Source organism: Nocardioides lentus (genome assembly GCF_039529515.1).
GTDB classification, from domain to species: domain Bacteria; phylum Actinomycetota; class Actinomycetes; order Propionibacteriales; family Nocardioidaceae; genus Nocardioides; species Nocardioides lentus.
The window spans coordinates 50,365-62,433 of record NZ_BAAAMY010000003.1; the positions used below are offsets into that span (position 1 = coordinate 50,365).

The following is a 12,069-nucleotide window of genomic DNA, read 5'->3' on the forward strand; positions in this document are numbered from 1 at the left end:
CCTCACGCGGACGTCACCACAGCCCGGCGGGGTCCGTCGCCGGGAGGTCGTGGGCCTCGGCCACCGGCGCCGACAGCAGCGCGCCCTCGTGCGTGGACAGGCCCTTGGCGAGGCTGGCGTCGGCCGCGCACGCGTCGCGCCAGCCCCGGTCGGCGAGCGCCACGGCGTAGGGCAGCGTCGCGTTGGTCAGCGCGTAGGTCGAGGTGTGGGGCACGGCGCCCGGCATGTTGGCCACGCAGTAGAACGTCGAGCCGTGCACGGCGTACGTCGGGTCGGCGTGCGTCGTGGGGCGGGTGTCCTCGAAGCAGCCGCCCTGGTCGACGGCGATGTCGACGAGCACGGAGCCGGGCTTCATCTCCGCGACGAGCTCGTTGCTCACGAGCTTGGGCGCCCGCGCGCCCGGGATCAGCACGGAGCCGATCACGAGGTCGGCGGCACGGACCTGGTCGCGGATCGCGAGCGCGGACGACGCCAGCCCGTGGATGCGGTTGTTGTAGCGCCAGAACGACATGCGCAGCTTGTCGAGGTCGGTGTCGAGGAGCGTGACGTCGGCACCCATGCCCATGGCGATGTTGGCGGCGTTCTGGCCCGAGACGCCGGCGCCGATGATGACGACCTTAGCGTTGGCGACGCCGCCGACGCCACCCATGAGCACGCCACGGCCGCCCTGGGCCCGCAGCAGCGCGTGGGCGCCGACCTGGGGCGCGAGGCAGCCCGCGACCTCCGACATCGGGTACAGCAGCGGCAGCCCGCCCGAGGGCAGCTGCACCGTCTCGTAGGCCAGCGACGTGACCCCGCGGTCCATCAGCTCGCTGGTCAGCGGCCGATCGGCGGCCAGGTGCAGGTAGGTGAACAGCGTCAGGCCCTCGCGCAGCCGGTGGTACTCCTCCGCCACCGGCTCCTTGACCTTCAGCACCAGGTCCGCCTCGCCCCACGTGGCGTCGGCGTCGTCGGCCGTCCGGGCCCCCGCGGCGACGTACTCGGAGTCGGGGATCCGGGACCCCTCGCCCGCGCCGCGCTGGACGACGACCTCGTGGCCGCGACGCACCAGCTCGTGCACGCCGACCGGGGTGATCGCCACCCGGTACTCGTGGTTCTTGACTTCCTTCGGTACGCCGATCCTCACCCGCGGCACCCTACTCACCCCCGCCGACGGCGACGCGCCGCCCGTGGCGGTCCACGGTCACAGGCGTCCGCGGCGTCGCAGCGCGTCGTAGGCGAGCACGGCGGTGACCAGCGGGCTGGTCCCGACCCGGCCGTCGAGCGCGGCGTCGAGCAGCTCGTCCAGACCGACCCAGAAGACGTCCATCTCCGCCTCCTCGCCGTGCAGCTCGAAGTCGCCGCGGTCGGCGTGCGAGAGCCCGCGGGCCAGGTAAATCAGCTGCACCTCGGCGGAGATCCCGACGCTGGGCTTGAGCGTGGCCAGCGGCTGCCAGTGCTCGGCGGCCAGCTCGGCCTCCTCCCGCAGCTCGCGCTGCGCGGTGAGCAGGGGGTCCTCCCCGTCGGCGTCGCGCAGGCCGGCGGGCAGCTCGACGTACCAGCCGGGGCCGGCGTGGCGGTACTGGCGCAGCACGCAGACCCGCGGCGCGTCGGGGTCGGTGTCGTCGACGGCGAGCACGACCACGGCCCCGGGGTGCTCGACCACGAGGCGGCGGTGGGTGTCGTCGTGGCCGGGGCGCCGCACGACGTCCTCGCGCAGCGCGACGATCCAGTCGTCGCGGTGCAGGTCGCGCGTGCCCACGACCTCCCAGGAGCCCTCGCGGTCGGCGAGCGGGGCGTCGGCGGGGTCGCGCCCGGCTGGCATCAGGCCTCCGCCTCGACCCAGCGGCGCTCGAGCCCGGTGTCGTCGATCGAGAGCCGCAGCTCGCGCTGACGCTCGATGGCCGCGCCGATGAGGCCGGCGAACAACGGGTGCGGTCGCGTGGGTCGCGAGCGCAGCTCGGGGTGGGCCTGCGTGGCGACGTAGTACGGGTGCACCTCCCGCGGCAGCTCGACGTACTCCACCAGCCCCCCGTCCGGGCTCAGGCCGCTGAAGACCAGCCCGGCCTCCGCGAGGCGCTCGCGGTAGGAGTTGTTGACCTCGTAGCGGTGGCGGTGGCGCTCCTCGACCCGGGCCGCGCCGTACACCTCCCGCACGAGCGACCCCGCGGCCAGCTCGGCGGGGTAGAGCCCGAGCCGCATCGTGCCGCCGAGGTCGCCCGCGCCCTCGACGAAGGCCTCCTGCTCGGCCATGGTGGCGACGACCGGCTCGGGGGTGTCGGGGTCGAACTCGGTCGACCCGGCGCCGGCGAGCCCGGCGACCTCGCGGGCGTGCTCGATGACCATGCACTGCAGCCCCAGGCACAGCCCGAGCGTCGGCACGCCGTGGGTGCGGGCGTAGGTGAGGGCGCCGAGCTTGCCCTCGATGCCGCGGATCCCGAACCCGCCGGGCACGCAGACGGCATCGACCTCGGCGAGCTCGCGGGCGGCGCCCGCGGGGTCCTCGCACGCGTCGGAGGGGATCCAGCGCAGGTGCACCTTCGCCTCGTGGGCGAAGCCGCCGGAGCGCAGCGCCTCGGCGACCGACAGGTAGGCGTCCGGCAGGTCGACGTACTTGCCGACGAGACCGACGGTCACGTCCTCACGCGGGTGGTGGACCCGGCGCAGCAGGTCGTCCCAGGTCGTCCAGTCGACGTCGCGGAAGGGCAGGTCGAGGCGGCGCACGACGTAGGCGTCGAGACCCTCGCGGTGCAGCACCTTGGGGATGTCGTAGATCGAGGGCGCGTCGGCGGCGGTCACCACGGCCTCCTCGTCGACGTCGCACATCAGCGCGATCTTGCGCTTGATGCCCTGCGGCAGCTCGCGGTCGGCGCGGCAGACGATCGCGTCGGGCTGGATGCCGATGGAGCGCAGCGCGGCCACCGAGTGCTGGGTGGGCTTGGTCTTCAGCTCCCCCGAGGGCCCGATGTAGGGCACGAGCGAGACGTGGACGAAGAAGCAGTTGCCGCGACCGACGGTCTGGCGGACCTGGCGGGCGGACTCCAGGAAGGGCTGCGACTCGATGTCGCCGACGGTGCCGCCGATCTCGTGGATGACGACGTCGACCCTGTCGGCGCCGGTGCCGCCCATGGCGAGCATCCGGTCGCGGATCTCGTCGGTGATGTGCGGGATCACCTGGACGGTGTCGCCGAGGTAGTCTCCGCGGCGCTCCCGGGAGATGACGGTCGAGTACACCTGGCCCGTGGTGACGTTGGCGATCTGGTTCAGGTCGGTGTCGAGGAACCGCTCGTAGTGGCCGATGTCGAGGTCGGTCTCGGCCCCGTCGTCGGTCACGAAGACCTCGCCGTGCTGGAACGGGTTCATCGTCCCGGGATCGACGTTGAGGTAGGGGTCCAGCTTCTGCATGGTGACCCGCAGCCCGCGGGACTTCAGCAGGCTGCCGAGGCTCGAGGCGCTCAAGCCCTTCCCGAGCGAGGAGGCGACGCCCCCGGTCACGAACACGTGCTTGGTCGGAGCGTCATCCTTCACGGAACTCCAACCTACCCCAGGTCGACGCCGCGGGCGGGACCCACGCCTCAGCGGGGCGCCCGGGGCAGCGCCCCGTCGGCCCCGGAGGTGCCCCAGTCGCCCGCCACGCCGTCGACGCCCTGCACGAGCGCGAGGGCGGCGAGGACGCGTCCGCTGGCGCGCTCGGCGCCGTCGACGCTGCTCCAGCCGCGGTCGCCGGCGGACCCGGTCGCCCGCAGCCGCTGCAGCGAGCCCTCGGCGCCGGAGGCGGTGCTGCCGGCCACGACCGTGGCCACCGAGCGCTCGCCGAGGCCGGAGAGGAGCCCGGAGGCGACGGCGTCGCCGGCGGCCTCAAGCTCGGCGTCCGCGGGCGGCTCGGAGCCGAGCACGACGAGCACGAGGGGGGCGCGGCGGCGCGGCTCGGTGGGACCGTCGACGAGGTCGGCGGTGCGCAGGGACTCCGCCACCGTGCGGGTCGCCGGGACCGGCTCCTGGCCCGTGGGACGGGTGCTGGCCACGGCCACGCCGAGCAGGCCCCCGAGACGCTCGTACGCCGGGGCGTCCGCGTCGACGGGCAGGTTCGGCTGCTGCGCCAGCAGGCGGCGCCCGAGGCTGTCGACCAGGGCGGTGCCGCCGGAGGCCAGCAGGGCGTCGCCGACCTCCCAGGTGGCGGTCACGACGGCGCCGGCGGCGTCGGCCTGGCGACGCAGGCCGTCCACGACCTCGGGGTCGGCGCCGGGCATCACGACCAGCGCGACCCCGGTGTCGGCGAGGGCGTCGTCGTAGAGCCCGGGGGCCGCGGCGACCGCCAGCTCGTCGCCGGCGTCGAGGGCGCGGCGGGCGGTGGCGTCGGTGATCGTCTCGCCGCCGGTGCGGGCGGCGAGCTGCTCGGTGCCGGTGCCGACGTCGGAGAGCGGACCGGCGCCGACCGCGATCCCGACGGCGAGGGCCAGGACCGCGGCGGCCGCCGGGGCGAGACGGCGCCGGACGCTGACGGGTGCGGGCATCAGGAGGTCCCTCCGGGCAGGGCGCGGAGGAGGTCCGCGAGGCGGTCGGCGGGCAGCGCCCCGGGCAGGCGGGCGGCGAGCCCGCGCACGGCGTCGACCGCGGCGGCGTACCACTCCTGGCCGACCGGGGTGACGAGGACGGCCACGAGCAGCGCCACCAGGCCGACCAGCAGGACCGCGAGGAGGTGGCGCACGCCGACGCGCCCGGCGTACACCCCGGGCAGGGCGGTGGCGTCGACGAGGCGCGGACCGATCTCGAGGCGGGTCAGGTAGCCCCCGGCCAGGCCGGGGCGGTCCCCGTCGAGCATCTCCTCGAGCGTGCCGTGCAGGCCGACCCCCACGATCGCGGACGCGCCGCGGTGGTGGGCGAGCAGGAGCGCCGCGTCCTCCGGCGCCGCGGCCGTGCGGACCGCGGCCGGGGTGACGCCGAGGCGGGACAGCCGCTCGTCGGTGTCGTCCGCGGTGCCGCGGGGCCGGCAGACGACGACGTCGTGGGCGCGGCGCAGCACGGCGGCCGGAGGCAGGCCGCGACCGGAGCCGGTGTCCGTGCCGGCCTCGGGCCCACCGAGGACCACGACGTCGGGCGTCATGCCGACGTCGCTCGCGACGACGGCACCGGTGCCGACCGCGACGACGACCGGACGCTGCTCCTTGACGAACGCCCGCACGGCGCGCAGCTCGGCGCGGTGCTCGTGACCGGCTCCGACGACCACGACGGCACGCCCGGCCATGGCCGTGCGCAGGTCGGGCAGTCCGCTGCCGTGCAGCAGCAGGCGGTGCTCCCGCTTCAGGAAGTCGCCCGCGTTGAGGGTCAGTGAGTCGAGGTGGGCGCTCATCGAGCTGCGGGCCTGGCCCTGCAGCTCGACGACCCGGCTGGGGTCGAGGAGACGGCCGGGTCCGACCTCGCCGTCCTCGGCGTGGACGGTGGCGTCGTGCACGCGCACGGGCTGGCCGTGGCGCACGGCGTCGAGGAGCCGGGCGCCCAGCCGGTCGACGTGGACGATCCCGGCGTCGGCGAGCATCCCGGCGCCGAGGGTCGGGAAGCGGCCCGAGATCGAGGAGGAGGTGTTCAGCACCGCGGCGACCCCGGCGTCGACGGCCGCCTGGGCGGTGGCGCGGTCGAGGTCGGTGCGGTCGACGACCAGCACGTCACCGGGTCGGGGTCCGCGGGCGCCGGTGACGACGTCGCGTCGGCCGACCACGTGGGCCCGGGCCGTCAGGCCGGGCTCGGTGTCGGTGCGGGGGGTCGCGCGCAGGGAGAGCCTCATCGGTCGACCATGCTCGCAGCCGGTCGCGGGCCCCGACGGCACCTCGCGCGGCGCGTCGCCCCCGGGGTGGCCGGGCGCGCCCGCCGGCGGCCTCAGACCGCGCTGCGGGCGGTCTCGAGCAGCTCGCGGGCGTGGGCGAGCGCCGAGGAGGAGTCGTCCACGCCGGCCAGCATCCGCGACAGCTCGCGCTCGCGGTCGCCCTCGTCGAGCACGGTCAGGCCCGAGGTGGTCACGGAGCCGTCGCTGGACTTCTCGACCACCACGTGGCGGTCGGCGTACGCCGCGACCTGGGGCAGGTGGGTGACGACCAGCACCTGGGCGGTGCGGGCCAGCCGGGCCAGGCGCCGCCCGACCTCGACGGCGGCACGACCCCCGACGCCGGCGTCGACCTCGTCGAAGACGAACGTCGGCACGGGGCTGGTCTCGGCCAGCGACACCTCGAGCGCGAGCATCACCCGGGACAGCTCGCCGCCGGAGGCGCCCTTGTGGAGGGGCCGGGCGGCGGCGCCCACGTTGGCGGCGAGCAGCAGCTCGACCTCGTCGAGGCCGGTGGCGGTGTGCTGGAGCCACCGCTCCCCCACCCGCAGCGGGGCGCCGGGGACCGTGTCCTCGGGCTCCCCCGCCCCGGTGACCTCGTGCTGGCGGACGGCGACCTCGACGGAGGCGTGCGGCATCGCCAGCAGCGTGAGCTCGTCGCTGACCTGGGCCGACAGCCGCCCGGCAGCGGCCGTGCGGGCCTCCGACAGCGCGACCCCGGCATCGGCGAGCTCGGCGCGCAGGCGGTCCCGCTCGGCGCGCAGCCGCTCGATCTCGTCGTCGGTGCCGTCGAGCTCGAGCAGGCGCACGGACGCACCCTGCGCCCAGGCGAGCACCTCGTCCAGCGTGTCGGCGTACTTGCGCGTCAGGGCCGACAGCGCGGCCCGGCGATCGGAGACGGCCGCGAGGCGGGCGGGGTCGACGTCGAGCCGGTCGGCGTAGGAGGCGACGTCGGCGGCGAGGTCGGTGAGCAGGTAGCCGACCTCGGCGGCGCGGTCGGCCAGCTCGCCCGCCTCGGCGTCGTGGTCGCGCACCCCGGCGAGCTCGGAGCGCGCGGTGGCCGAGGTGGCGAGGGCGTCGGGGGCGCCGGAGTCGCTGGAGAGCGCCTCCCGCGCGCGCTCGGCGGCGGTGCGCAGCTCCTCGGCGTGACCGAGGCGGGCCTCCTCCGCCGCGAGCGCGTCGTCCTCCCCGGGGCTGGGGTCGACGGCCTCGATCTCGGTCAGGCCCGCCCGGAGCAGCTCGGCCTCCCGGGACCGCTCGCGGGCGGTGCCGACGACCTCGGCGAGGCTGCGCTCGGTCGTCGACAGCTCCGCGTGCAGCGTGCGCCACCTCGCCAGGGCCGCGGCGACCTCGGCGCCGCCGAAGCGGTCGAGGGCCTCACGCTGCGCGGAGGCCCGCAGCAGGCGGTGCTGGTCGGACTGCCCGTGCACGGCGACCAGCGGCTCGGCGAGCCGGGCCAGGACCGCGGCGGGCACCGAGGCGCCGCCCACGAAGGCCCGGCTGCGGCCCTCGGCGGAGATGGTGCGGGCCAGCAGCACCGTGCCGTCCTCGACCTCGCCCCCCGCCTCGTCGACCTCCGCGGCCAGGCCGGCGGTGGCCTCGTGCCCGGCACCGCCCGTCCCCGCGTCGGTCGTGGCGTCGGTCGTCGTGGCGTCGGTCGTCGTGGCGTCGGTCGTCACCCGGACCAGACCCTCGACGCGGGCGCTACGCCGCCCCGACCGCACCGCACCGGAGTCGGCCCGACCCCCGAGCAGGAGCCCGAGGGCGGTGACGACCATGGTCTTGCCGGCGCCGGTCTCGCCGGTGATCACCGTCAGCCCCGGGCCGCTGCCGAGCTCGAGCGTCGAGGCGTCGATGACGCCGAGACCGGTGATGCGGATCTCCTCGAACACGTGCTCAGCCCCCGGTCCGGGGCCCGGCGGGCTGCACGCCGCGCCACCCGTCGACGGGGAGGCGGAACTTCGCCACCAGGCGGTCGGCGAACGGCGCGGTCTGCAGCCGGACCAGGCGCAGCGGGCGGCTGCCGCGTCGCACCTCGACACGGGCGCCCGGCGGCAGGTCGACCGTCCGGCGACCGTCGCACCACAGCACGCCCGTGCCGTCGGGGCGCTCGGCGACCTCGACCGCGAGCACCGAGGTGGGGGCCACGACGAGGGGCCGGGCGAAGAGCGCGTGGGCACTGATCGGGACCAGCAGCATCGCCTCGACCTCGGGCCAGACCACGGGGCCGCCGGCACTGAAGTTGTACGCCGTGGACCCCGTCGGGGTGGCCATGACCACGCCGTCGCAGCCCCACCGCGACAGCGGGCGGTCGTCGACCTCGACGACGAGCTCGAGCATCCGCTGGCGCTCGGACTTCTCGACGCTGGCCTCGTTGACCGCGAAGGTCTCGGCGACGACGTGCTCGCCGTGGCGGACCCGGACGTCGAGGGTCAGCCGGTCCTCGATGGTGTAGCGCCGGGCCACCACCGCGTCGATGGTGTCGCCGACGTCGTCGTACTCGGCCTCCGCGAGGAAGCCGACGTGGCCGAGGTTGACCCCGAGCAGGGGGATCCCGCTGGCGCGCGTCAGCTCCGCGGCGCGCAGGATGGTGCCGTCGCCGCCGATGACCACTGCCAGCTCGCAGCCCGCGCCCGGGCCGGCCGCGACCTCGGCGTCCTCGGTCGGCGCCCACACCTCGTGGCCCGCCGGGGGCGGGCCGTCGGGGTGCAGGTCGGCGGCCTCCTCGGGCAGCAGCCGCACGACCAGGCCCTGCGCGGCGAGGGCCGCGCCGCAGGCCTGGGCGACCTCGCAGGAGGCGGCGCGCCCGGTGTGGGCGAGCACGAGGACCCGTCGCGGGTCCGGGGTGGTCGGACCCTGGTCGGGGGCGGGCTCGTCGGTCACGGCGTCAGCCTCTCACCCGGCTCCGACGGCGACGCGGCGCCGGGGCCGCGGCGCACCTCGTCCGCGACCAGCCGCTCGAGGGCCTCGGGGTCGGCGACGGCCGCGCCGCGGCGCAGCCACACGAAGAACTCGACGTTGCCCGACGGGCCGGGCAGCGGGCTGGTGGTGACCGCACGCAGTCCCCAGCCCAGCCCCGCGGCCTCGGCCACGACGCCGAGCACGCTCTCGGCGTGGAGCGCGGGGTCGCGCACGACACCGCCCTTGCCGACCCGGTCCTTGCCGACCTCGAACTGCGGCTTGACCATGAGCGCGAGATCGCCGTCGGGATGGGTGACCCCGACCAGCGGCCCGAGCAGCAGCCGCAGCGAGATGAAGGACAGGTCCCCGACGACGAGGTCGACGGCGCCCCCCACCCGGTCCGGCGTCAGGTCACGCACGTGGGTGCGGTCGTGCACCTGCACCCGCTCGTCGCTGCGCAGGCTCCAGGCCAGCTGTCCGTAGCCGACGTCGACCGCGACGACCTCGGAGGCCCCCTCGCGCAGGAGCACGTCGGTGAAGCCGCCCGTGGAGGCGCCGGCGTCGAGGCAGCGTCGGCCCGCCACCTGCAGGCCGAGGGGCCCGAAGACGGCCAGGGCGCCGGCGAGCTTGTGGCCCCCACGCGAGACGTACGCCGGGTCGCCCGGGTCCTCGCGCACCACGAGCGCCACGTCGAGGGTCACCCCGGTGGCGGGCTTCGTCGCGGGTGCTCCGGCGACGGTGACGCGCCCGGACTCGACGAGCCGGGCGGCCTCGGTCCGCGAGCGGGCGAGGCCTCGACGGACGAGCTCGGCGTCGAGACGCTGACGGCGGGGGCGGGCGTTGCGGGCGGCCATCAGAGCTGGAGCGCGGACCTCAGCTCGCGGTGGGCCTGCTCGAACGCGGCGAGGTGCTCGCCGACCGGCAGGTCCTCGAGCCCGTCGAGGGCGGCCAGGGCCTCCGGCACGGTCGGCTCCGCGTCAGGGGTCTCGCTGTGGTCCATGCCCCCGACGCTACCGGGTCGCGGGCGGCTCGACCCCGTCCACCGAGGCCGGCTCGCCGGTGGCGTCGCGGTGGTCCCACAGCGCGCAGGCGGCGGCCCGCCACCAGGCGTCGTCCCCGCCGGAGCCGGTGACCTCGAGGACGCCGTCGGCGACCCGCGCGGTCCACCCGTCCAGGTGCCAGCCGTGAACGTCGCCCTCGGGCGGCTCGTGGGCCGCCGTGAGACCACCGAGGTCGAGGGCGAGGTACGTCGGGCGGTGCTCGGGCGCGGCGTCCGCCAGGTCGACGAGCCCGGTGACGCCGGTGAGGACCAGGAGCGAGGGGACGTCGACGGCGTGGGCGCCCTCGATGTCGGTGTCGAGGCGGTCGCCGACCATCAGGGGCCGCTCGCCCCCGACCCGACGGATGGTCTCGGTCAGCAGGGGCGTCGAGGGCTTGCCAGCGACGTCGGGCGACACGCCGGTGAAGCGCGACAGCATGTCGACCAGCACCCCGTGGCCCGGGGCCGGGCCGCGGGAGGTGGGGATCGTCCGGTCGGTGTTGGACGCCACCCAGGGCAGCCCGTCGGCGACCTCGACGGCGGCCGCCATGACGTCCTTCCACGCGACGTCCGGTCCGTAGCCGGTCATGAGCACGACCGGGGAGTCGCCGACCGCGACGGCGACGAGGTCGGCGGCCGCCGCGGCGGCGTGCAGGCCCTCGCCCCCGAGCAGGTGCACCCGGGCTCCGGCGCCGTAGCGGTCGGCGACGAGCCGCGCCGCGGCCTGCGCGGAGGTGACGACGTCCTCGACCTCGGCGGGAACGCCCATGGCGGTGAGACGCTCCGCCACGGTCGCGGGCGGGCGTGAGGCGTTGTTGGTCACGAAGGCGAGCCGCGCCCCGGCGTCGCGGGCGGCGGCGAGGTGGTCAGGCGCGCCGGGCACGGCGTCCGGCCCGACGTAGACCACGCCGTCGAGGTCGAGCATGACGAGGTCGTGGGCCTCCACGAGCGGACCCTGTCGTCCCAGCACCGGTCTCCTCCTTCTCCTGGGTGGGCCACCCCTACGATCGGAGGGTGGACGAAGCGACGCTGGTGAGCCCGCCCCTGGTGGCGTCGCCGCTACGGCTGCTGCCGTTCCACGCCATCAGCCTGGACACCGGACGCACCGGTGGCCGCACGGTGGCGCGGGCACTCGCCCGACCCTACCGATCGGTGACCGACCGTCTGCGCAGCTGGGAGCGCCGCGGGCGCCTGCTGCGCGACCCCGAGCCCGCCGTCTACGTGCACGAGTACACGACGTCGGGGATCACGGTGCGCGGTGTCGTGGGCGCCATGGACCTCTCCCGTCGTGCCGCGGACGACGGCGCGCGCGCCGTGCTCCCCCACGAGGGGGTCCACACCGACCAGGCGCGCGAGCTGGCCGAGCGGATGTACGAGATGCAGGTCAACCCGGCGCCGATCCTCATGGTCCACCGGGCCCGCCCCGCGACCCGCGCCGCGGTCTACCGCGCGATGGCGGCCGAGCCCTGGCAGACCTTCGAGGACCACGACCACCAGCGGCACCGCATCTGGGCGGTCCGCGACCCCGAGGCACTGGCCCAGCTGCAGCAGTCGCTCAGCGACACGCGTGCGGTCATCGCCGACGGCCACCACCGCTACGACGCCTACCTGCGGCTGCAGGAGAGCCACCCCGGCACGGCCTGGGACCGCGGCCTGGCGATGCTCGTCGACCAGGACGACACCCCGCTCTTCCTGGGTGCGATCCACCGCCTGCTGCGGGGCACCTCCATGGACGACGTCCGTCGGGCCGTCGAAACCTCCCGCGGGCTCGTGTGGTCCGAGGTCGGGGAGACCGACGCGGTCGCCGCGCTCGGTCCAGGTGCGCTGGTCGCGACCGACGGCCGGCGCTGGGCGGTCGCCACGTTCACCGGCGCCTCCGTGGAGGCGCCCACGTGCCGTGCTGCCGTGGAGGTCCTCCACCACGACATCGTCCCCCGCCTCGACCCGGCACCGACGTCCACCGAGTACGGCCACCGGGTCGATGTCGTCCTGCGCCGAGCCGAGCCGGGCCGCGCGGTGGCGGTGCTGCTGCCGGCGCCGGGGTTCGACGTCGTGCACCGGATCGTCGCCGAGCAGGGTCTCCTGCCCGAGAAGGCCACGTCGTTCCAGCCGAAGCCGACCACGGGCGTGATCATGCGCTCGGTCGCCGACGGCTGAACGACCCCCCGCACCCCAGGGCGCGCTCGTGGTGACGACTCCCTGAGAATGCGAACAATGGGAAATGCGAACGAGGGGCCACTCATGAAGAGTGACCCCTCGTCGCTAAAAGGATGTCCGGCGGCGTCCTAGTCTCCCACAACCTCTCGGTTGCAGTACCATCGGCGCTGAAAGG

Annotated in this window: 11 protein-coding genes; 1 reads left to right on the top strand and 10 read right to left on the bottom strand. The window is 75.9% G+C overall.

The genetic code is table 11. The annotated features are described in order from the left end of the window. Positions 1 to 13: 13 nt before the first annotated feature. The 10 genes from ald to ABD158_RS06775 form a co-directional block, all read right to left on the bottom strand. Positions 14 to 1,126, bottom strand: a complete 1,113-nt coding sequence (gene ald, locus ABD158_RS06730) for an alanine dehydrogenase (protein ID WP_344005421.1) — start codon at positions 1,124 to 1,126, stop codon at positions 14 to 16. A 57-nt stretch (positions 1,127 to 1,183) separates the two neighbouring features. Beyond that, entirely contained in the window at positions 1,184 to 1,804 is a 621-nt protein-coding gene (locus ABD158_RS06735; RefSeq protein ID WP_344005423.1) for an NUDIX domain-containing protein, read from the bottom strand. Next, entirely contained in the window at positions 1,804 to 3,507 is a 1,704-nt protein-coding gene (gene pyrG / locus ABD158_RS06740; RefSeq protein ID WP_344005425.1) for a CTP synthase, read from the bottom strand. The genes ABD158_RS06735 and pyrG overlap by 1 nt, the downstream gene beginning before the upstream one ends. Before the next feature lie 47 nt (positions 3,508 to 3,554). Next, positions 3,555 to 4,493, bottom strand: a complete 939-nt coding sequence (locus ABD158_RS06745) for a copper transporter (protein WP_344005427.1) — start codon at positions 4,491 to 4,493, stop codon at positions 3,555 to 3,557. Further along, complete coding sequence (gene steA / locus ABD158_RS06750; protein WP_344005429.1) at positions 4,493 to 5,761, bottom strand: putative cytokinetic ring protein SteA; 1,269 nt, start codon at positions 5,759 to 5,761, stop codon at positions 4,493 to 4,495. Before steA ends, ABD158_RS06745 begins: the two co-directional genes overlap by 1 nt. A gap of 92 nt (positions 5,762 to 5,853) precedes the next feature. Then, positions 5,854 to 7,689, bottom strand: coding sequence for a DNA repair protein RecN (recN, locus tag ABD158_RS06755; RefSeq protein WP_344005431.1), 1,836 nt, complete (start codon positions 7,687 to 7,689; stop codon positions 5,854 to 5,856). A gap of 4 nt (positions 7,690 to 7,693) precedes the next feature. Continuing rightward, complete coding sequence (locus tag ABD158_RS06760) at positions 7,694 to 8,680, bottom strand: NAD kinase (RefSeq protein WP_344005433.1); 987 nt, start codon at positions 8,678 to 8,680, stop codon at positions 7,694 to 7,696. Continuing rightward, complete coding sequence (locus ABD158_RS06765; RefSeq protein WP_344005435.1) at positions 8,677 to 9,552, bottom strand: TlyA family RNA methyltransferase; 876 nt, start codon at positions 9,550 to 9,552, stop codon at positions 8,677 to 8,679. Before ABD158_RS06765 ends, ABD158_RS06760 begins: the two co-directional genes overlap by 4 nt. After that, the gene (locus tag ABD158_RS06770) at positions 9,552 to 9,698 is read right to left on the bottom strand and encodes a hypothetical protein (RefSeq protein WP_344005437.1); all 147 of its coding nucleotides are present in this window, start codon (positions 9,696 to 9,698) and stop codon (positions 9,552 to 9,554) included. The genes ABD158_RS06765 and ABD158_RS06770 overlap by 1 nt, the downstream gene beginning before the upstream one ends. 10 nt (positions 9,699 to 9,708) lie before the next feature. Beyond that, the gene (locus tag ABD158_RS06775) at positions 9,709 to 10,707 is read right to left on the bottom strand and encodes an HAD-IIA family hydrolase (protein WP_344005439.1); all 999 of its coding nucleotides are present in this window, start codon (positions 10,705 to 10,707) and stop codon (positions 9,709 to 9,711) included. A 44-nt stretch (positions 10,708 to 10,751) separates the two neighbouring features. Between ABD158_RS06775 and ABD158_RS06780 the strand changes: the two genes are divergently transcribed. Further along, complete coding sequence (locus tag ABD158_RS06780) at positions 10,752 to 11,894, top strand: DUF1015 family protein (protein WP_344005441.1); 1,143 nt, start codon at positions 10,752 to 10,754, stop codon at positions 11,892 to 11,894. Positions 11,895 to 12,069: the final 175 nt, after the last annotated feature.

What these genes read in the sequence shown, in the direction of transcription:
- ABD158_RS06735 (WP_344005423.1), bottom strand. Translation starts at nt 1,804, where the DNA reads ATGCCAGCCGGGCGCGACCCCGCCGACGCCCCGCTCGCCGACCGCGAG.
- ABD158_RS06745 (WP_344005427.1), bottom strand. Translation starts at nt 4,493, where the DNA reads ATGCCCGCACCCGTCAGCGTCCGGCGCCGTCTCGCCCCGGCGGCCGCC.
- steA (WP_344005429.1), bottom strand. Translation starts at nt 5,761, where the DNA reads ATGAGGCTCTCCCTGCGCGCGACCCCCCGCACCGACACCGAGCCCGGC.
- ABD158_RS06765 (WP_344005435.1), bottom strand. Translation starts at nt 9,552, where the DNA reads ATGGCCGCCCGCAACGCCCGCCCCCGCCGTCAGCGTCTCGACGCCGAG.
- ABD158_RS06770 (WP_344005437.1), bottom strand. Translation starts at nt 9,698, where the DNA reads ATGGACCACAGCGAGACCCCTGACGCGGAGCCGACCGTGCCGGAGGCC.